The 19,545-nt window shown below is 69.0% G+C and carries 24 protein-coding genes and 1 tRNA gene; 5 read left to right on the forward strand and 20 right to left on the reverse strand.

What is annotated here, in order from left to right:
* Positions 1-43: 43 nt before the first annotated feature.
* A complete protein-coding gene (locus tag ACLJO0_RS21660) occupies positions 44-1,258 on the reverse strand; it encodes a PucR family transcriptional regulator (RefSeq protein ID WP_125786411.1) in 1,215 nt (404 codons plus the stop codon).
* Positions 1,259-1,585: 327 nt separating this feature from the next.
* Here ACLJO0_RS21660 and ACLJO0_RS21665 point away from each other — a divergent pair, with 327 nt between their 5' ends.
* Together ACLJO0_RS21665 and ACLJO0_RS21670 are read left to right on the forward strand one after the other, a co-directional pair.
* Positions 1,586-2,323, forward strand: a complete 738-nt coding sequence (locus ACLJO0_RS21665) for a mechanosensitive ion channel family protein (protein WP_125792818.1) — start codon at positions 1,586-1,588, stop codon at positions 2,321-2,323.
* Positions 2,324-2,549: 226 nt separating this feature from the next.
* Positions 2,550-3,191, forward strand: coding sequence for a nicotinamide riboside transporter PnuC (locus ACLJO0_RS21670; protein WP_410580250.1), 642 nt, complete (start codon positions 2,550-2,552; stop codon positions 3,189-3,191).
* 65 nt (positions 3,192-3,256) lie between these two features.
* Here the strand turns inward: ACLJO0_RS21670 and ACLJO0_RS21675 are convergent, their stop codons facing one another.
* Complete coding sequence (locus ACLJO0_RS21675) at positions 3,257-4,468, reverse strand: alpha-hydroxy-acid oxidizing protein (RefSeq protein ID WP_410580251.1); 1,212 nt, start codon at positions 4,466-4,468, stop codon at positions 3,257-3,259.
* Between the two features lie 126 nt (positions 4,469-4,594).
* Positions 4,595-7,390 (reverse strand): pyruvate dehydrogenase (acetyl-transferring), homodimeric type, encoded by a 2,796-nt coding sequence (gene aceE / locus ACLJO0_RS21680; RefSeq protein WP_410580252.1) that lies wholly within the window; start codon positions 7,388-7,390, stop codon positions 4,595-4,597.
* Between the two features lie 402 nt (positions 7,391-7,792).
* On the opposite strand from aceE, the gene ACLJO0_RS21685 reads away from it, so the two are divergent.
* The 3 genes from ACLJO0_RS21685 (at position 7,793) to ACLJO0_RS21695 (ending at position 8,876) form a co-directional block, all read left to right on the forward strand.
* Positions 7,793-8,224: a DUF3052 domain-containing protein gene (locus ACLJO0_RS21685; RefSeq protein WP_125786920.1), complete on the forward strand. Its 432-nt coding sequence runs from the start codon at positions 7,793-7,795 to the stop codon at positions 8,222-8,224.
* Positions 8,225-8,300: 76 nt separating this feature from the next.
* Positions 8,301-8,762 carry a peroxiredoxin gene (locus ACLJO0_RS21690; protein WP_125792822.1) on the forward strand — a complete coding sequence of 154 codons (462 nt, stop codon included), beginning with the start codon at positions 8,301-8,303 and terminating at the stop codon, positions 8,760-8,762.
* 39 nt (positions 8,763-8,801) lie between these two features.
* Positions 8,802-8,876: transfer RNA gene (locus ACLJO0_RS21695), tRNA-Val, on the forward strand.
* A gap of 55 nt (positions 8,877-8,931) precedes the next feature.
* Here ACLJO0_RS21695 and ACLJO0_RS21700 read toward each other — a convergent pair.
* The 17 genes from ACLJO0_RS21700 to ACLJO0_RS21780 form a co-directional block, all read right to left on the reverse strand.
* A complete protein-coding gene (locus tag ACLJO0_RS21700) occupies positions 8,932-10,092 on the reverse strand; it encodes a tyrosine-type recombinase/integrase (RefSeq protein ID WP_410580253.1) in 1,161 nt (386 codons plus the stop codon).
* Positions 10,092-10,298: a helix-turn-helix domain-containing protein gene (locus ACLJO0_RS21705; protein WP_410580254.1), complete on the reverse strand. Its 207-nt coding sequence runs from the start codon at positions 10,296-10,298 to the stop codon at positions 10,092-10,094. The genes ACLJO0_RS21700 and ACLJO0_RS21705 overlap by 1 nt, the downstream gene beginning before the upstream one ends.
* Positions 10,299-10,658: 360 nt before the next feature.
* Complete coding sequence (locus ACLJO0_RS21710; protein WP_410580255.1) at positions 10,659-12,248, reverse strand: hypothetical protein; 1,590 nt, start codon at positions 12,246-12,248, stop codon at positions 10,659-10,661.
* Positions 12,249-12,287: 39 nt separating this feature from the next.
* Positions 12,288-13,259, reverse strand: coding sequence for a hypothetical protein (locus ACLJO0_RS21715; protein ID WP_410580256.1), 972 nt, complete (start codon positions 13,257-13,259; stop codon positions 12,288-12,290).
* Complete coding sequence (locus tag ACLJO0_RS21720) at positions 13,259-13,840, reverse strand: DUF1643 domain-containing protein (protein WP_410580257.1); 582 nt, start codon at positions 13,838-13,840, stop codon at positions 13,259-13,261. The genes ACLJO0_RS21715 and ACLJO0_RS21720 overlap by 1 nt, the downstream gene beginning before the upstream one ends.
* A complete protein-coding gene (locus ACLJO0_RS21725; protein WP_410580258.1) occupies positions 13,837-14,142 on the reverse strand; it encodes a hypothetical protein in 306 nt (101 codons plus the stop codon). Before ACLJO0_RS21725 ends, ACLJO0_RS21720 begins: the two co-directional genes overlap by 4 nt.
* 32 nt (positions 14,143-14,174) lie before the next feature.
* On the reverse strand, positions 14,175-14,693 hold the full coding sequence (locus tag ACLJO0_RS21730) for an AAA family ATPase (RefSeq protein WP_410580259.1): 519 nt from the start codon (positions 14,691-14,693) through the stop codon (positions 14,175-14,177).
* Positions 14,694-14,819: 126 nt separating this feature from the next.
* On the reverse strand, positions 14,820-15,002 hold the full coding sequence (locus ACLJO0_RS21735) for a hypothetical protein (protein WP_410580260.1): 183 nt from the start codon (positions 15,000-15,002) through the stop codon (positions 14,820-14,822).
* Between the two features lie 47 nt (positions 15,003-15,049).
* Entirely contained in the window at positions 15,050-15,274 is a 225-nt protein-coding gene (locus ACLJO0_RS21740) for a hypothetical protein (RefSeq protein WP_410580261.1), read from the reverse strand.
* Between the two features lie 84 nt (positions 15,275-15,358).
* Positions 15,359-16,267 carry a bifunctional DNA primase/polymerase gene (locus ACLJO0_RS21745; protein WP_410580262.1) on the reverse strand — a complete coding sequence of 303 codons (909 nt, stop codon included), beginning with the start codon at positions 16,265-16,267 and terminating at the stop codon, positions 15,359-15,361.
* Positions 16,264-16,572, reverse strand: a complete 309-nt coding sequence (locus ACLJO0_RS21750; protein ID WP_410580263.1) for a hypothetical protein — start codon at positions 16,570-16,572, stop codon at positions 16,264-16,266. Before ACLJO0_RS21750 ends, ACLJO0_RS21745 begins: the two co-directional genes overlap by 4 nt.
* 16 nt (positions 16,573-16,588) lie before the next feature.
* Positions 16,589-17,191, reverse strand: coding sequence for a hypothetical protein (locus tag ACLJO0_RS21755; protein ID WP_410580264.1), 603 nt, complete (start codon positions 17,189-17,191; stop codon positions 16,589-16,591).
* A gap of 17 nt (positions 17,192-17,208) precedes the next feature.
* On the reverse strand, positions 17,209-17,460 hold the full coding sequence (locus tag ACLJO0_RS21760) for a hypothetical protein (RefSeq protein ID WP_410580265.1): 252 nt from the start codon (positions 17,458-17,460) through the stop codon (positions 17,209-17,211).
* A gap of 15 nt (positions 17,461-17,475) precedes the next feature.
* Positions 17,476-18,129, reverse strand: a complete 654-nt coding sequence (locus tag ACLJO0_RS21765; protein ID WP_410580266.1) for an HNH endonuclease family protein — start codon at positions 18,127-18,129, stop codon at positions 17,476-17,478.
* Positions 18,126-18,497, reverse strand: a complete 372-nt coding sequence (locus ACLJO0_RS21770) for a hypothetical protein (protein WP_410580267.1) — start codon at positions 18,495-18,497, stop codon at positions 18,126-18,128. Before ACLJO0_RS21770 ends, ACLJO0_RS21765 begins: the two co-directional genes overlap by 4 nt.
* Before the next feature lie 121 nt (positions 18,498-18,618).
* A complete protein-coding gene (locus tag ACLJO0_RS21775) occupies positions 18,619-19,059 on the reverse strand; it encodes a hypothetical protein (protein ID WP_410580268.1) in 441 nt (146 codons plus the stop codon).
* Positions 19,060-19,076: 17 nt separating this feature from the next.
* The gene (locus tag ACLJO0_RS21780; protein WP_410580269.1) at positions 19,077-19,526 is read right to left on the reverse strand and encodes a hypothetical protein; all 450 of its coding nucleotides are present in this window, start codon (positions 19,524-19,526) and stop codon (positions 19,077-19,079) included.
* Positions 19,527-19,545 lie beyond the last annotated feature (19 nt).

Here is a 19,545-nt window from a genome sequence, read left to right on the forward strand (position 1 = left end):
GGGTCATGGCGTCGGCGGGCGGGGCCGCGACCACGACCCGCGGCTACCAGAGCCCACGAGCGCGAGCCAGCCGCCCGACGGTCAATGCCACCTTCAGCACCCAGGCGTCGCGCGATTCGGCGGCGTGGCGGCCGGTGAGTTCGGCGGCCTTCCGCAGCCGGTACCGGACGGTGTTCGGGTGGACGAACAGCGTCCGCGCGCAGGTCTCCAGGACGCCGCCGCTGTCGAGGTACGTCTCCACCGTCCGCAGCAGTGCCGGGCCTGCTTCCTCCAGCGGCCGGGCGATCTGCTCGACGAGCAGGCGTTCGGCTTCGGGATCGCCGGACAACGCGCGTTCCGGCAGCAGGTCGATCGATCTCGCGGGCCGTGGCGCGCCGGGCCAGCCGACGACGGCCCGCAGGCCCGAGAGCGCCTCAGTCGCGCTGTGATGCGCTTCGGCGAGGGTGGGCACGGTCGGCCCGGCGACGACCGGGCCTTCGGCGAAGGCGACCGAAAGCTTGGTGAGGATTTCGCGGTCCTTGACGCTGCCGTCGGTGGGACCGGCGACGACCACGACCAGCCGGGATCCCTGCACCGAAAGCAGCACCGGGCGCCCGACCCTGGCGGCGCGGCTGCGGACCTCGAACACGACGGCGGGCGGGTCGTCCGACGTCGGGGTGCCGACCAGCGCGGTGGCGGGCGCGGCGGGATCCCAGCCGAGCGCGGCGGCGCGTGAGAGCACCGCTTCCTCGGCGTCGCCGCGGACGATGCCGTCGACGACCAGTGCCTCCAGCCGCGCGTCCCAGGCGCCGCGGGCCTCGGCGGCTGCCGCGTAGGAGTTGGCGGCGGCGAACGCGATCTCCCTGCCGTAGCGCAGGATCCCCTCGATCAGCGCGGCGCGTTCCGCCTCGTTCGCGGCGAACTCCGGCAGTTGCTCCTCGAACACCTCGATCGCCAGGCGCACCATGCCGACCGCCTGCCGCAGGCTCACCCAGCGGGAAAGTTCGGCGGGTGCTTCGCGGAACGCCTCGGTGGTGAGGGAGAGCGCCTCCTTCGCGTCGCGGAGCCAATCGACGAAACCGGCGGCACCCGCCTGGGTGATCAGCAGGACACTCGCGCGCTGGTCGGCGGGAAGACGGTTGAACCAGCTCAGCCGCTCTTCCATCACCGCCACGCTCGCGCTCGCGAGCCGGCCGGAGGCGTGCTCGAGCCGCCGGAGGGTCTTGACGGACAGCCCGTGGTGCTTGGGCACTTGCCGTCCGGAGGTCGCATCAGCCATGGTCAGCCGATCCTAGTCCGCCGGGCAAAGGTGGCCTTCATCCTGCGGTCCTTTGCCGCTCCAGTCCGAAGTGGACAGACGACGGTGAATTGCGAAAAGAGTTCGTAAAATACTCGAGGCCGCCCGGCGCGAGCGTTTTTCGCTGCGCCGGACGGCCTCGTCTCCCCGGTCCCCACCGGTAGGACAAGTATGCGACTTGTGGATCTTTTCCCGCTAGCTCACTCACTCGATCGTGGGTCGCCGAGTTGCCGGTGCGGTGCCGGTGATCAACGATCCCTCGCAAGCCGCACCGGGTAGGTCGCGGATGCGCAGAGGAGGGAGTTCGCCGTGGGCGAGCAGCTGAAAGACGGTCTGGGACAAGCATGGAACCTTGTCGCCACCTTCGTGCCGAAGTTGGTCGGTTTCCTGGTCATCCTGTTCATCGGCTGGTTGATCGCGAAAGCCTTGTCGAAGGCATTGGGACTGGTTCTGTCGAAGATCGGATTCGGCAAGCTCATCGAGAAGACCGGACTCACCGGAACGCTCAAACAGGCGAATGTCGACGCGGGCGGAATCCTCGTCAAACTCGTGTACTACTTCATTCTCCTGATCGCGCTGCAACTCGCGTTCGGCGTATTCGGTGAGAGCAATCCGGTCAGCGCGCTGCTCAACGACATCATCGCGTTCCTGCCGCGGATCCTGGTGGCGCTGGTGCTGGTGATCGTCGCGGCCGCCGTCGCGAAGGTCGTCCGCGACCTGGTGACCGGAGCGCTCTCCACCCGGCCGGCGGGACGGCTGCTCGGCACGATCGCCTACTGGATGATCATGGCGTTCGGCATCATCGCCGCGCTCGGCCAGGTGAACATCGCGACGGCGATCACCGGGCCGATCCTGGTGGCCGTTCTCGCCACCATCGGCGGCGTCATCGTCGTCGGCTTCGGCGGCGGCCTGATCAAGCCCGCGCAGGAGCGCTGGCAGGGCTGGCTGGCGAATCTGCAGGGCCAGTTGGAGCCGGGCGCCGGCAAGCAGGAGGTCCGTTCGGAGCCGCCGACTTCGCCTGTGGGCATCGGTCGCGTAGATTCCTGAGCATCCCGCGGGCCCGGTGATCGAGGAAGGCACCGGGCCCGCGTGGAGTCGATGAGGGCCCGTCGCCGCGGAGCACGCGGTGAAGGGCCCTTTTCGTGTCCCGCGGGTCCCCGGCTACTCCGCCTCAGCGTCTCTCGAGCCGTCTCCCTGTTCCGCACCTCACACTCGCTGGGGAATGGCGTCGCGACGGAGCATGTTGGAGCGGGAGACGGAGAGGGGTGCGGACGTGGAGTTCCTGCTGCACAACGGTGTCACGGTGCTCGGACAGTGGATCTCCTTCGCCGAACTGGCGGGGCAGATCTTCGCGCTGGCCGTGGTCTTCCTGGCGCAACGCCGCACGCTGTGGACGTGGCCGGTCCAGGTCGGCGCCACCGTGCTGCTCTTTTCGGTCTACCTCTCCGCGCATCTCGGCGGGCTCGCCACCAGGCAGATCGCGATCCTCGTCATCTCGATCTACGGCTGGTGGGCCTGGTCCCGCCGCAGTGACCCGGTCTACGGCGTCGTCGTCCGCAAGGGCCGTCTCGGCGAGCGGCTGGCGATGATCGGCGCGTTCGCGATCGGCACCACCGCGATGGCACTGGTCCTCGACGCGCTGAACGCCTCGTGGGCGCCATGGCCGGACGCCGCGATCTTCGTCGGCACGCTGGTCGCCTTCGCCGCGCAGGGCGCGGGTCTCGTCGAGTTCTGGCTGGTGTGGCTGGTCGTCGACGCGATCGGCGTACCGCTGCAGCTCTCCTCGGGCCTGTACTTCTCAGCCGCGGTCTACATCGTGTTCGCCGGCTTGGTCGTACACGGCTGGTGGAGCTGGAACCGCACGGCGAAGCAGGTCCTCACCGCGCCTGCCGGGGTCACCGCCGCGGCCCGCTGACCACGCAATTCGGCACCTGCTTGCGGTACTCGCATGCGCAAGTAGGTGCCGAATTGCGAGGGGAGTCAGCGCATGGTGGCGTGCGACGGCTTGAGGTCGGCGAGGGTGCGCACGCCAAGCAGCTGCATCGTCCGGACCATCTCGGCGCGCAGGATGTCCACGCACCGCTGAACACCGCGCTCGCCCCCGGCCATCAGGCCGTAGAGGAACGCGCGCCCGATGAGCACCGCGTCGGCGCCACGCGCGATCGCGGCCACGATGTCGCCGCCGGAGAGGATGCCGGTGTCGACCCACACCTCCGCGTCGCCCTGGATCTCGTCGAGCACGGCGGGCAACAGTTCGATCGGGGTCGGCGCGCGGTCGAGCTGACGACCGCCGTGATTGGACAGCAGCACCGCGTCCGCGCCGTGCTTGACCACGTCACGCGCGTCGTCGACGTTCTGGATGCCCTTGACCACGAGCTTGCCCGGCCAGGTCTGGCGGACCCAGTCGAGGTCGTCGAAGTTCAGGGTCGGGTCGAAGAGCTGGTTGAGCAGTTCGGCGACCGTGCCGTCGAACTGGCTCAGCGACGCGAAGGTCAGCGGCTCGGTGGTCAGCAGGTTGAACCACCACGCCGGATGCATCGCGCCGTCGACGAACGTCTTGAGGGTGAGCGCGGGCGGGATGGTCAGCCCGTTGCGGACGTCGCGCAGCCGCGCGCCCGCGACCGGAGTGTCCACCGTCAGCATGAGCGTGTCGAATCCGGCGGCCCAGGCGCGATTCATCAGATCTTCGCCTGCTTTGTGGTCGCGCCAGACGTAGAGCTGGAACCACTTGCGGGCCTCCGGGGCGGCCGCCGCGAGATCTTCGATCGACGTCGTCGCCATCGTCGACAGACCCATCGGGATACCGTTGCGCTGGGCGACGCGGGCCACCGCGGACTCGCCCTCATGGTTCATCATGCGCGTGAACCCGGTCGGCGCGAACGCGAACGGCAGCTCCGAACGCTTGCCGAGGATCTCCTTGCCGGTGTCCACATCGGACACCCCGCGCAGGACGTTGGGGTGGAATTCGATGCTGCGGAAGGCTTGCCGGGCACGGCGGAGGCTGTCCTCCAGCTCCGCGGCGCCGTCGGTGTAGTCGAACGCCGCCCGCGGGGTCCGCTTGCGGGCGAGCATCCGCAGGTCGGCGATCGTGTGCGCGCCCGCAAGCCGTCGTTCGGTGGGGTTGAGCACGATCGGCTTCGGCCGCAGGATCTGCTTCAGCTCACTCGGCTTCGGCAGTCGACGCTTGGTCACACTCACTCACCCTTCCCGCTTACCCCCAGAAACATCCGATGTCTAACCCTAACCACTTCGCCGCCGGACGCAATGAAGGGGCCTTTCATCGCAAATTTTGCAATGAAAAGCCCCTTCATCTCAGCGTCAGGCGCTGCCGGAGTCCGACAACTGCGGACCCGCGGCGGCCACGTCGTCGAGGCGGTACTTCCGCGCCGCCTCGGCCACCTTCGCCCGGTCGAACTCGCCGCGCTTGGCGAGCGCGCTCAGCGTGCCGACCACGATCGACTGCGCGTCGACCAGGAACTTCCGCCGGGCGGCCGGGCGGGTGTCGGAGAACCCGAACCCGTCGGTGCCCAGCGTCAGCATGTCGTTCGGCACCCACGGGCGGATGAGGTCCGGCACGGCGCGCATCCAGTCCGAAACCGCGACGACCGGCCCGTTCGCACCGGACAGCTTCTGCGTGATGTACGGCACACGCGGGGAGTCGCCCGGGTGGAGCAGGTTGTCGTGGTCGACCTCGACGGCTTCACGCCGCAGCTCGGTCCACGACGTCGCCGACCACACGGCCGCGCGAACGCCCCACTCCTCGGCGAGCATCTGCTGCGCGCGAAGTGCGTCGGGCATGGTGACGCCGGACACCAGGATCTGCGCCTCCGGACCGTCGCCCGACGGGGCGTCGGCGTAGCGGTACAGACCCTTCAGCAGGCCGTCGACGTCGAGGTTCTCGGGCTCGGCGGGCTGCTGGTAGGGCTCGTTGTAGATCGTCATGTAGTAGAAGATGTTCTCGCCGTTGCCGTCCGGCCCGGTCTCGCCGTACATCCGGCGCAGACCGTCCCGCACGATGTGGGCGATCTCGAACGACCACGCCGCGTCGTAGGCCACGACGGCCGGGTTGGTCGCCGCCAGCAGCAGCGAATGCCCGTCGGCGTGCTGCAGGCCCTCACCGGTCAGCGTGGTGCGGCCGGCGGTGGCGCCGAGCACGAACCCGCGGGCCATCTGGTCCGCCGCCGCGTAGAGGCCGTCACCGGTCCGCTGGAACCCGAACATCGAATAGAAGATGTAGATCGGGATCATCGGCTCGCCGTGCGTGGCGTACGAGGTGCCGACGGCGGTGAACGACGCGGTGGACCCCGCCTCGTTGATGCCCTCGTGCAGGATGACGCCCTTTTCGGACTCCTTGTAGGCCAGCATCAGGCTCGCGTCGACCGACGTGTACGTCTGGCCGTGCGGGTTGTAGATCTTGGCCGTCGGGAACATCGAGTCGAGGCCGAAGGTGCGCGCCTCGTCCGGGATGATCGGCACGATCCGCTTGCCGATCTCGGAGTCCTTCGCCAGCTCGCGGACGAGCCGGACGAACGCCATCGTGGTGGCGACCTCCTGCTTGCCCGAGCCCTTGCGGATGCCTTCGTAGACCTTGTCGCCGGGCAGCACGAGGGCCTTCGAGGCCTTCGGGCGACGCTCCGGCAGGAACCCGCCGAGCGCCTTGCGGCGGCCGATCATGTACTCGATCTCCGCCGATTCCTTGCCGGGGTGGTAGTACGGCGGGAGCTTCGGGTCTCGCTCGAGTTCCTCGTCGCTGATCGGGATGCGCTGGGCGTCCCGGAACAGCTTGAGGTCGTCGAGGGTGAGCTTCTTCATCTGGTGCGTGGCGTTGCGGCCCTCGAAGGACGGCCCGAGGCCGTAACCCTTGATGGTGTGGGCCAGGATCACCGTCGGCTGGCCGTGGTGTTCCAGCGACGACTTGTAGGCCGCGTAGACCTTGCGGTAGTCGTGCCCGCCGCGCTTGAGGTTCCAGACGTCGGCGTCGGTGAGGTCCTTGACCAGCTCCTTGGTCCGCGGGTCGCGGCCGAAGAAGTGCTCGCGGACGAAGGCGCCGTCGTTGGCCTTGTAGGTCTGGAAGTCGCCGTCCGGGGTGGTGTTCATCAGGTTGACCAGCGCGCCGTCACGGTCGGCGTGCAGCAGCGAGTCCCACTCGCGGCCCCAGATGACCTTGATGACGTTCCAGCCGGCGCCGCGGAAGTACGACTCCAGCTCCTGGATGATCTTGCCGTTGCCGCGCACCGGGCCGTCGAGCCGCTGCAGGTTGCAGTTGATCACGAAGGTCAGGTTGTCGAGGCCTTCGCCGGCGGCCACGTGGATGAGGCCGCGCGATTCCGGCTCGTCCATCTCGCCGTCGCCGAGGAACGCCCAGACGTGCTGGTCGCTGGTGTCCTTGATGCCGCGATCGCGCAGGTAGCGGTTGAACCGCGCCTGGTAGATCGCGTTCATCGGGCCGAGGCCCATGGACACGGTCGGGTTCTCCCAGAACTCCGGCATCAGCCGCGGGTGCGGGTACGACGGCAGGCCGCCGCCCTCGCCGGCGTGCGAGTACTCCTGGCGGAACCCGTCCAGCTGGTTCTCGCTCAGCCTGCCCTCGAGGAACGCGCGGGCGTAGATGCCGGGGGAGGCGTGTCCCTGGATGAAGATCTGGTCTCCGCCGCCCGAGTGGTCCTTGCCGCGGAAGAAGTGGTTGAAGCCCACTTCGTACAGCGCCGCGGACGAGCCGTAGGTCGAGATGTGCCCGCCGACACCCACGCCAGGACGCTGCGCGCGGTGCACCATGATCGCGGCGTTCCACCGGATGTAGGCGCGGTAGCGGCGCTCGATCTCCTCGTCACCGGGGAACCAGGGTTCGTTCTCGGTGGGGATGGTGTTGACGTAGTCCGTCGACGTCAGCGCCGGAACGCCGACGTGGCGTTCCCTGGCCCGCTCGAGGATGCGCAGCATCAGGTACCTGGCGCGCTGCTGACCACCCCTGGCCAGCGCCTCGTCGAAGGAGTCCAGCCATTCGGCGGTCTCCTCCGGGTCGATGTCGGGCAGGTGCGCCGCCAAGCCGTCACGGATGACGCGGACGCGTGCCGGGGTCTCCTTGCCGGAGGCGCCGTCGTTCTGCGGGGCCAAGGGGTCTCCTTGCAAAAGGTGGTAGCTGGTTGTGCTCGTACGCGGGCGTGTTCGCCTTCCATCGTCGTCCTCCGGTTCCGTTCTCGTCACCGCTACTGATCGGTAACGTTCGCGGACCCGATTGCGACACGCCTCGCACGCGCCTGTATTCGCGCGCGCGTTTTCTCTCCCACCCTAGAGCAGGGCGTTCGGAGGCGCCCAGGCGCGCCTGAATTGACCTCGCCCGAGTGGTCCGAATGCCCGTACGCTGCGACACGAGTTGTTCAAGATCCGGTGTGGACGGTTGCGCGCAGCGCCTCACCAGTGTTCGCTAACGGGCATCGTGTACCCGAGTGTGGTGCCCGCCCGGTCGATCCGGCCGTGGTGACACCACGCTCCGTCGTAGTTGGAGGAGTGACAGCAGTGGTCGCCGCGGGAGACGCTGATCAGAACAGCGTCGCCGAAAGGCTTGGGATCAAGCCGGACATGGTGGTCCAGGAGATCGGCTGGGACGAGGACGTCGATGACGATCTTCGTGCGGCGATCGAGGAGCAGATCGGCGGCGACATCCTCGACGAGGACGCCGACGAGGTCATCGACGTGGTGCTGCTGTGGTGGCGCGAAGACGACGGTGATCTCGGCGACACGCTGATCGAGGTCCGGACCCCCTTGAACGAGAACGGCGTGATCTGGGTGCTGACCCCGAAAACGGGGCAGCCAGGACACGTCCAGCCGAGCGAGATCGCCGAAGCGGTGCCGCAGGTGGGATTGGCGCAGACGGCCAACATCAGCGCCGGCCCCAAGTGGGCGGGAACCCGGCTGGTGTCGCCGAAGTCGTCGAAGACCAAGCGGTGACCTCAGGAGCCGCGCGAGCGACACGATAGGGTTGTCGTCGCAGGCCCCTGTTCGCTCTTGAGAGGAAACCGCCGGTATGGCCGTCGAGGTCGGAACGCAAGCCCCGGACTTCACGCTCAACGACTACAACAAGCAGGCCGTGAAGCTGTCGTCCTTCCAGGGCGAGAAGCCGGTCCTGCTCGTGTTCTACCCGTTCGCGTTCAGCGGCATCTGCACCGGCGAGCTGTGCCAGCTCCGCGACGAGTTCGCGGATTACGACGGCCAGGGCGTCCAGGTCATCGGCGTGTCCGTGGACACCCCGTTCTCGCTCAAGGCGTGGGCCGAGCAGGAGGGCTACCAGTTCCCCCTGCTTTCGGACTTCTGGCCGCACGGTGAGGTCGCGAAGGCCTACGGCGTCTTCAACGAGACGGCCGGTCTGGCCACCCGCGGCACCTTCCTGATCGACAAGGACGGCATCGTGCGGTTCGCCGAGGTCAACCAGCCCGGCGAGGCGCGTGACCAGCAGGCGTGGAAGAAGGCCGTGGCCTCGCTGGCCTGAGTCTTCACCGGTGGCACCCGTGCGCGGGTGCCACCTTCCGGGCGCATAGCTCAGCGGGAGAGCACTCGGTTTACACCCGAGCGGTCGTAGGTTCGATCCCTACTGCGCCCACCAGGCCAAACGGGGCTCCCAAGATCATTGGGGGCCCCGTTGACATCACCGATTGACATCAGTCAGGGCTCGCGAGCCGGTCCATGCGGGCGGCCATCCGCCGCTTCGCCTCGTCCAAGACGTGCCCGTAGATGTTCGCCGTGGTGGCGATCGACGCGTGGCCGAGCTGCTCCATCACCTCTCGGATCGTCGCGCCGTCCATCAGCAGCAGGGTCGCCGCCGTGTGCCGCAGGTCATGCACCCGGGCTCGTTCGAGCCCGGCCTGGAGCAGCAGCCGGTTGAGCATGGTGTTGACGTTGCGTGGCTCGACGACCCGCCCTGAGCTGGTCACGAAGATCAGATCGTCGGGCTGGCCGGCCGCCGGGTTGTACGGCGGCTTGAGCCGGTCGATCGACTCCTGGCGATATCGCGCCAGCGCGGCGAGGCACACCTGCCCGAGATACAGCGTCCGTTTCGACTTCTTGGTCTTGACCTTGCCGAACAACAGCTGGCCGCGCACCCGCTGCACGGTCCGCTTCACCCGGAACGCCCCGGTCTCCATGTCGACGTCGGACCAGGTCAGCCCGAGCACCTCGCCCTTCCGTAGACCCGTCGTGACGAGAATCAACCACAAGGCGCAGAGCCAGTGCTGCGACACCTGCGCGATGAACTTCCGCGCGTCGGCTTCGGACAACGGCTCGGCGTCGAAACCGCCCCGCGACGGCGTTTCCACCAGGCGGGCGACGTTCCGCCCGATCAGCTCCTCGCGCATCGCCGAACTGAGCGCGCTGCGCAACGTCTCGAAGACGTTCTGGACGTAACGGTCGGAGAGTGGCTTGCCGAGTACGGTTTTCTCTTTCCGCAGCTTGGCCACGAAGGCACGCACGTGCGTCGGGGTCAGGGCGTTGAGCTTCTTTGTGCCGAGGTGCTTTTTGATGTACCGGCGCACGACGATCTCGTAACCGGAGTAGGTGGACGGGCCGCGCTCCACCCTGATGATTTCCTCCAGCCAGTGATCGAGGTAGTCACCCAGTCGCATGCTGGACGCGATCGACGGCACTCCTTTGCGGTTGTTGTCCAGCATCTCGACACGCTTGTCGTTGGCCTCTTGCCAGGTCTTGCCGTAGACGTACTTGCGTTTGGTCTCGCCAGTCGACGTCGAGACGTGGACCGCGGCTTGGTAGCGGCCGTCCTTGCGTTTGACGATGGTGCCCAGGCCGTTCGCGGCACGACGGGTCATCAGGCGGCCTCCGATTCCTCAAGCAGGCTGGCGACGTAGCTGTCGAGCGACGTACGCGGGATCCGGCGCGCACCGAAAATCTTCACTGAGCGCAGGTCGTTCGACCGGATCAGGTCGTAGACCCGCGTCCTGCCAATGCACAGCAGCCTCGCCGCCTCATCGACTTTCAACAGCAACGGTTCCTGGTCGGGCGCAGTGGGTTCCATGGCGGCGATTCCCTTCGTTCGGGCACGTCGAACAGGCCGCCGGTGGTGGCCCGGCGGCCTGTTCGACGTGACGTTGGGTAGCGGGTTGGGTCAGAGTGCTGGCAGGTGGTGGATGGCGGGTTTGGGTGCTGGGGGCGCGGGGGCTGAAACCAAACCCGCAAACCCGCAAACCCGCAAAGTGGCCTCTGACCTGCGTAGATGTGTGCGGGTTTCGATGCGGAGGACATACCCGCAAACCCGCAAAGCCGCGGGTTTGCGGGTTTGGAAGAGACCATGATCATTTAAACCCGCGTGGTGTTTCTCCTGGTCAGAGCTTGTTTTGCGGGTTTGCGGGTTTGCGGGTTTCTTTCCCCGGGATTCCTAGGAGCTGGCTTCCTCGACCCAGTAGGTTCGGCAGTTGTGGTGACTGTCGATCGCGCTGCGTAACACGATGTCGGTGTGCCAGCGGTCCACATGTCCTGCCAGCCTCCTGCCCAGGGACTTGGTCGTGACGGGCTTCCCGGCCGGCGTGGTCGGGAACGTCCCGGCCCAGGGATCGGTGCCCGCGGTGGGTTCGCCAGACACCCGAAGCTGTTGCGCGGTGAGGCGGCTGTCGCCGTGGACGTCCAGCCAGGCGTGGAGGAACGAGCGCCATTCGGCGTTGTCGTCGTCCAGCCCGCGCACGCTGTCCGCGTTCGCCAGGAACCCCGTGATCCCGTGGTGCTCAAGGAACCCGCCGAGTTGCTTGGCCCACGCGGTGAACTGCCGCATCTGCGGAATCGCCCCGGAAGCCAGCGGGGCGCCGTGGCTGGTCCAGTCGAGGATCAGGATCAGGATGTGCCGCAGCACCGTGGCCCGGTTACGCGGATCGAGGATCCAGGAATCCAGGTTCGGGATCGTGAACCCCGTCCGCGCCTCCGGCCGGGGACAGTCCGGGTCGAGCCGCACCCACACCGTCCGCGAGGCCATGTCGCCGCCGGTGCGGAGGTTGTTCCCAGTCGCCAGCCACAGGCGGTCGTTGGTGAACCTGGCGTTGCTGTTGGTGCCCAGCTTCCGGTCCGCCCACGTCCGTTCGGTCATCAGCCGCGCGAGCACGGCGGAGTTGACCACCGTCCCTTCCTCCAGGTTGTCGAACACGATCACGCCGTGGTCGTCAGCGAGAACGGTGGTGATGGTCTTGCGGAGTTCGTCCTCCGATTCGTTCCAGGTCTGCACGGTCTGCCCGACCAACAACCCGACGCAGCCGGTCAGGATCGTTTTCCCCGAGCCGGGCATGGACGCCTCGATCAGCCCGAACGGCGACAACGCACGGGTGAACGACCGGATCAACGGCGTCACCAGCAGCGCCAGATAGTTCGCGCGGTCGGCGGCCGGGTCACGCCACGGGAAGTCCCGCAAGAACCGCTCCAGCAGGAACTCCCGCGCGGCGGCTACCTCGTCCGGAGTGGGATTGTCCGGGATCGGCGCGAGGTGGGTGTTGCCCGCGAGGTAGAACCCGGTGCGTTCGTCGTATCCCGGCGTTTGCAGCAGGGTTCCGTCCGGACGCAGAACCGGGGTGGAGATGATCCGGTGCAGCACCGGCAGCCCCGGCCACGCCCGGCGGGCAAGCACCGCGGACAGCACCGGGCCCGGCGGGCTGACCTCCGCCGGTTTCCCGTTCTTCTGCCCGTGGACGGTGGCGTGTTCGGCCAGCAGCGCCGCCAACAGCGACGGTTTCAGCACCGACGCGGTCAGCGGTAGCGCCACGTCCTCGTCGGCAGATTCCGGCCCTGCCGCGCCGGAGATCTCCTCGATCACGACGGGGGCGCCGTCGGAGACGTAGGTGCCGGGGATGATCCGCGCGTCCAAGGCGCGGGTGAGGACCCGGATGGCGTCCGGGTCCTCACCGATCCGCACGATCCGCCGGCCGTCGTCGCCGACCGGCCACAACGACGTGCCGCCGTGCGGCGTGGTGTCGGGCGTGCTGGACATGTGGCCTCCTTCGGTCGTGCGGGTGGTGCGTCCGCCGGGTCACGCGACGGGTTCCAGGTGCTCCCCAGTGGCAAGTGATCCGGGGCAGGTGAACGGCGAGCAGCCGACATCGGCGTCCGGGTCGTCGTCGAGGTCGAAGGCGTTGTCAGCGATCGCATCGAAGACGTTGGACTGGCGGGCCGCCCATTCGGCGCGGGTGACCCGGTCGATCGGGGCCTGGTCGAGCGGCAGCCGCGACTCGTGCAGGAAGTACTCGCCGCGCAACGTGGCACCGCGTGCGGCGGCGCGGGGGTAGTCGTGGCGGATGGCCCGGTCGAACGCGACCGCGTCCGCCCACGATGCGGGGTCGTGGTCGCGCATCCGGCGCCAGGACGCGTTCCGCCGGAACGGGCATCCGACGCAGGCGCTTTTCGGTGTGGTGCCGAAATTGTGCCGGCGGAGGTAGCGGCGACAGTCCGAGCGTGTCCACCCGCGCCGCCCGTCGGCGGCGCCGGGCAGGTCCAGCAGCGGGTGTTCGTGGCGGGAGTAGGTCACGCGGGAGTCCTTCGCGCGCTGGATTTCATCGCGCGAGATCCCAATCGCCTGCACCACGTGCCGGCCCTTGGGAACCCGACCGGGGCGCCCGTTGGCTTTCGGTTTCGCACCCAGCATCCGCCGTACCTGTTCCTGGATCGGCCGGATCTTGTACTCCGCTGTGCATTGACGGCGGCCGATACCCCGGGATCCGTCTGGGTTGCGGACATACAGCGGCATCGAGGCGAACCCTCGAACTGGGTCCAGCGCGTCGTGGCGGATGTTGCCGACCTGCACACGCAGGATCGGAATCCCGGCCGGGATTGCGACCTCACTCTCAAGCCGCTCCAGGTGCGTGTACACCGCCGGCGGTTCCCACCCGGTATCCGCGAAAATCGCGGCATCAAACCGCGGGAGCACCCCGTGGGCTGACAACAGCATCAGCGTCGTCGACTGAACCCCAGCACCCAGACTGAGAATCCGCGGAACACTGGCCATCAGCGCACCTCCTTCGCGTTGGGCGGTAGCCACCACGGGCCCAGGGGCGCATCGGCGGGCAGGTACAGCGGATGGCGGGGGTGCCAGGCGGCGGTGCGACCGAGGCACCACAGCGGCACACCCCGTCCGGTCAGGTCGTGGACGACGGCGGCGACGCGGGCCCGGTGCCGGGGCTGGTAGGCGATCGCACCCCAGGCGACCACCACGGGACGCGCGGTGTCCCAGGTACATCCGGCGATCATCGTGTCGTTGTCCGGCCCGACCGGGTCGTCCGCGCGGGCCAGCTCGACGGGATCGGTGGCGCGCAGCCCGTAGAGGTTGAGCACCACCAACCCGCCGTAGCCGTCACGGCGGGCGAACCGCGTGACACGGGTGATCGTGGGGTCGTCGGCGAACGCGTCCGCAGTGGACGGGTTGAGCATGATCACCGTGAGCGAGTCGCCCGCTCCCCACCGACGGGTGAGCAGATAGCGGTGCGTGCCGGTGGAGTTGAACACGGCGACCGACTCCGAGAGCAGGTCTGGTCGGACCTGCACGTCGAGCCGTTCGGAGAAGGGGCCGGTGTCAGGCAGCGGGTTCACGCGCTCACCCCCGCCGGGGCAGTTTCGGCGCGATAGAGCGCCCAGCAGTCCTCGCAGTCACAGGTCCGGCCGAAGCTGGCGCCGCCGCTGGATCCCGGCTCGATCAGCGTGGGATCGGGCTTGGCTTGACTGGTCGGGTCTCCGCCTGCGGACCAGGTCGGGATGATCTCGGGCGGGCCGAAGGTGTGCGGGCTGGCGTGGCAGGCGCCGTAGCTGCACTTGCCGGAGTTGCCCTCGTCGCGTTCGGAGTGGAACAGGTCCGGGTGGGTGCAGGTGGTGCAGCGGTGGATGATCGCGGCCATGACGGAACTCCTTCGCTTGTGGTGCAACGGGTTCAGCGGGTGCGCAGATAGGGCGGCAGGTCAAGGAACCGCAGTTCGTGCCAGCCCTCGCCGGGCAGGCGCGGCAGGGCGGTGGTGATGGCGTGGTGCATGCGCCAGACGACCGGGTCGGGGACGCGGCGGGCGTATCCGCAGTGCGGGCACGCGGTGGCGTCCCGGCCGGCGTTGCGGTCGAGCGCGGTCAGCAGCGGCGGCAGCACCACCAGCCCGATCGTGTGGGCGCCGTAGTCGTCGGCGAGGTCGAGCAGCTTCCACCGGAACCGCGGCAGGTAGGCGGTCGTGTCCCACACGACCGTGCCCCCGGCCGCCAGTACCTCCCGGGTGGTGGCGGTGGCGGCCTCGACGGCGGCGGCGTTGACGGCCTGGTTCGCCGAACACCCGCACGGCGACAGCGCCGCCCGGGTCTCGTCGAGCGACACCACGACCGCGTCGACGGGTGCGTGACGTTGCCGCCAGGTGGTCTTCCCGGCCCCGCACGGGCCGATCGTGGCGATCAGGGTCGCGCGCGTCACGCGGCCCCCTTTCCTTCGAACACAGTGAGGGCCCGCGCAGCCGAGCTGCGCGGGCCCTCACGACGGGATACTGGGGTTACTTGCTGGCCTTGACCTTCGAGGCCTCGCGCATGAACTGCACGAGGGCTACCAGATCGCGGGGTCGTCTTTACGCGGGCAGGTTCGCCGGTGTTCCAGCTCCCAGCGTTCGCCTTCTTCCTCAGTGACGTCGGTGATCTGCGCTTCGCAGCGTCGGCAGATACCAGTGACGAGACCAGCTACCGGGGCACCCAGGTCTTCCTCATCAAGATCCGGATCGAAGTCAGTCATTACGAAGCCTTTCTCCTGGTCAGCGAACGTTGTGACGGACGGCGTGACTACTTGCTGGCCTTGATCCTCGCGGCGATCTCCCGGGCGAGCGTGTTCTTGGTGACGGAGATGGTCTCGCCGTTGACGCTGATCGTGGCGGAGTCGATGGTGCTCTTGAGCTGCGAGGCGGCGCGCTTGCCCGCGATGGCCCACGCGTCGCCGGCGGTGTGCTTGATGCCGCCCTGCGTGCGCTCGCTGCCCTTGACGGTCCACTCGAAACGGTTGTTCGCCATGATGGTGTTTCCTTCCGGTGTGAGGATTCCGGCCGCCGGTCGACGGCCGGGGTGTGTGGGTTGGTGGTGCGATTGGCCCGGGGTTCAGGCCGCTTTTCCGGTGATGCGGCGGGGATTGCGCATGCCCGCGCGCAGGCTGGTTTCGATGACCCCGTGGTCTTTCACCCGGGATTCGGGTGTGCCCCAGGCGGCGACAGCGGCCTGGAGCTCGGTCCGCGCCAGGTGCTCGTCCAACACATGCGCGCCGACGAGCTGACCGAGTGCGTAGGCGGCGGTCGACAGGACCTTGTTCCGCTGCCCCTTCGGCTCGCGGCGGACACGGTCGGTCTCGCCCCGCACCGCGGCCGCCGCGAACGCGTCCGGCGCCTTCACGGGCTTCTCACCGCCTCCGGAGATGGCGGTGGTGGCGTGTTCGACGTTGGCCTGGATCAGCCAGCCGGGGAACTCGGCTTCGCTGGTGTCGTCGAGCAGTTCGTAGGCGCCGCCCTCGAACACCGACCCCGGGGCGAGGGCGTAGGTGCCCCAGCACCTCGTGTCCACATGGGACGCGATGTGTTTGACCGTCCCGCGCAGTCGGCACCCGGGCGGGACCAGGAACCACAGGTGCCGCCCACTGGACGGGGTGGTGACGGTCCAGGTGTCCGGCAGTGGCCCGCCCCGGTCGGCCGCGAGTGCCTGGAGCTGGTCCCAGCCGTCCGGACCGGTCCCTGTCTTGGGCTGGTCGCAGTCGACGACGATCCGGCCGGCGGGGCCGGGGAAGACACCGACGTTCCACGGCCGGTCCGCCCAGCGCCATCGGATCCGGTCGGGGTCGAGGGTGGCGAGGTCTTCCGGCATCGCGTGCCCCTCGGCGCAGGCACCGGTTTCGGGACAGCGACCGGGACGGTGCCAGGCCGCGATCTTGGTGCCGGGCCAGAGGGGGAAGACCGGTATCCCCCTGCCAGCCATCTCCAGCGCCGCCCGCATCAGGGCGTCACGGTGCACGTCAGTCATCCACGGATCTCCTTCCGCCAGTGCGGTTTCGGGTCCCATGCCGGGCACTCGTGCAGGTGCACCGCGAAGCGCCGCGCCAGCCGGGACAGCACCGCGTCGAGCGGCCCGGCCATTTCCGGCGAGGAGCGCAGGCACCGTGCGATCGGCAGTGCGGTGGCGGAGGCGTAGAACTCGTTGTCGTTCCACGCCCGTGCCACCGCGCGGCCCGCCTGCCGGGCGGAGGCGGGGTCGGCGTACTCGATGTCACGCAGCCACTCGACGACGTCGGTGGCCGTGTAGCGGGTGGTGCGTTTGCCGCCAGCCATGGCCACGCACCGCCCGTCAGCGGCGGCGCAGGGCGTAGGTGCGGTTCTGGTCCCGGTCGGTGACGACGAACCGGTGCTGCGCCAGCCGGGCGGCGACGCTGGCGACGGCGGGCAGGATCGGTGCTTCACCGACGATGAGCACGCCGGGTTCGTCGTGGACCCGCACCTCGCCGTCGAGGTGCCGGGCACACATCAGGTGGACCCTGCTGATGAACACGCCGCTGGCGAGGTGGAACCACAGCAGGGACAGGACTTCCGCCGCGTCGTGCACCGGCGCGCCCTGCACGTAGCCCTCACGCAACCCGAGCATCACCGTGACCGGCAGGCTCGCGTCGCCAGCCGCCAGGACCCGCCAGCCGTGGTCGTGCTTGAGCGAGGCGGCGATCGCGGCGTACTCGTCGATGCCCGGTGCGCCGTCGGTGACGCTCGGGTCCCGTATCAGCGTGAACCGCGGTACGCCACCAGCGGGCTGATGGATGGCGGCGGTGACCGTTACCCGCGCCGTGCAGGTGGCGGCCAGCAGCCGTATGGCGTCGCCCCGGCGGGTTCCGGCGGGCGGCACGAGCATCGGCTGATACACCCCCGATGCCGACGCGACCTCGTCGTAGAGTCCGTGCATGGCCGGTTTTCCGTTCGTCACAGGGCCTCCAGGTGGGCGAGCCAGTAGGCGATCGAGGGACACGCGAAGCCGCACTCGCAGCCATGGGCGGCCGACCAGGTTTGGTGACCCGGCATGGCGGTCGGGTTCCCGGCGCTGATCGCGGCGCCGACGACGGGATGACCGCGGCGTGCTTCCCCGTGGTGCGACTGGCCGAACCAGCACGAGCAGACGGCGGCGACCTCGTCCCCGTTCGCGTCGTAGGTCGTCATCAGGTGAACAGTCGACATCGGCGTCACTTCCTTTCAGCAGCGGCTGAGCGCGGCGGCGATCGCGTCGCGCTCGGCCTGGTCGACGGTCATCCGGTAGTCGTGTTTGGTCTCGACCCAGCGGGCGAGGTAGCCGCACGCGTCTTTGGCGGGCAGCCACTTGGCCGGGTCGGAGTCGCCTTTGGACCGGTTGGATTTCGCGGTGACGGCGATCAGCACGTCCGGGTCGTTGGCGTAGCGCTGGCGGTCGGCGCGGGACCAGCCGCGGGTGCCGGAGCGGGCGGCCTCGGCGAGCGGGACGACGTGGTCGACGTCGAGCTGCCCGGCGACGGTGATGGTGATCCCGTCGTACGGCGAGACCCACCGGCCGCCGGTGACCGCGCAGCCTTTCCCTGTGGTGACCCCGGTTCCCTGGGTCTTGAGTGCGTGTTCGCGGGCGTCGCAGCCGCCCGTGACCGGTTCCCAGTGCGGCCAATCGGTTCGCCGGTAGACATTGCCGGTGTCTTCGACGGCGATCCGCAGTTTCTCCAGCCGGGCCCGCACCGCGGCCGCGTCGATCCGGGTCGTGCCGCCGGGGGCGACGTCGGCGGCGACGGTGTCGGCCGGACGGGTTCTCGCGGTCTGGCATCCGGCCGGCGTGGCCGCCAGCGCGGCGGCGACGACGAGCGCGCCGATGCTCCGGGAGATCACGCGGCCACCACCAGCGCGTCGAGTGCGGCCACCTGCCGGGTGCGGGCGGTGTCGACGTCGACCGCGCGCCACACCATGACCGGGAACGCGCCGTCCTCGCCAGGAACGGCGCGGCGCATCGCCGGGTCGCCCTGGCGGAGGGGGTGGGTGTAGGCGAACCACGCCAGCCGGAACACGCTCGCGTCGTCCCGCGTCGGCACCGGCAGCCACAGATCCAGGACGGCCGCATCAACGGCGTCCCGCGCGACGTCGGGCCGGGTGAACCCGACCGCGAACACGTCGCGGTTGTGCAGGATCACGGTGGGGCGGCGGACTCCGAGGCAGGCGAACGCGTCGCTCTCGGACAGGTCGGACATGGGCAGGAACATGAAGAGACCTCCTTGCGGTGATGGGTTTCGCCGGACCGGCGGGGCGACGGTGGCCTGCCGCCGGACCGGCGAACGGTGTGTGGTGAAGGGGCCGCGGCCGGCCGGATCGGGGACAGCCGGGTCAGATGGAGATCCGGCCGTCGCGGACCAGGACCGGGGCCTGGCGCAGGATCTGCGACCAGTGCTTCGCGACCCGGTCCCGCGCGATCGCGCGGGCCTTGCTTTCCTGCAGCCCGGGTTTCAGGCCGCGGGCGACGTGCTTGAAGTTGCTGATGTCGTGGCCGCTGTTGCCGCGGTGAGCGCGGCCGTGGCCGAACTTCCGCATCCACCGGTCTTCAGCCTCGAATCCGCCCCAGCAGCCGAGGCAGTACTCACGGGCGATGTCCTGATCCCACCCGCGCTGCTCCCGGTTGGTGTCGACCCACCCGGCGTCGCCGGTGTGCCGGATCTCCAGAATCCGGAACCCGCCTTCCTTCCACGCCCACGCGTGACCCAGCTCGTGCACCGCGATCTGGAGCTGACGCGGGTCTTCCGGATCGCGAGCAGGACTGAACAACCCCATGACAAACCCCCTCGTGGTCAGTTGAATTGGCCGACCGGTAGGCGGCCGGAGTCGGCGAGCTTGCGGGACAGCCGGTCGATCCGCCCCCACTGCCGGGCGACCAGGGACCGGGCGCGGGACTCCAACCGGGACGGCGAGATCGACGCGTTCCGTTTGGTGCGGCGGAACAGCGCCAGGTCCGAATCGGAGCAGCCGCGGGACCAGCGCAGCGCCTCCCCGCGCCACAGCCCGGAGTGCTTCTGCCGCCAGCGGGCCCCGGCCTCCAGCCCGGCCAGCAGCACCACCAGCTCCCCGTCGACCTGGGCCTGGTCGGCCGGATCGGCCTCCTTGTGCTCGACATAGCCGCGGTCCGGGAACAGCCGCACCTCGATCACCCGCAACCCGGCGGCCTGGCAGGCGATCGCGTGCCCGACCTCGTGCGCGGCCAGCGCCAGCGCCGACGCTTCCTCCGGGCTGTATCTAGGCATGACGAAACCTCCTCAAAAG

The sequence above is a fragment of the Amycolatopsis sp. lyj-108 genome (assembly GCF_046549005.1).
Classification (GTDB): domain Bacteria; phylum Actinomycetota; class Actinomycetes; order Mycobacteriales; family Pseudonocardiaceae; genus Amycolatopsis.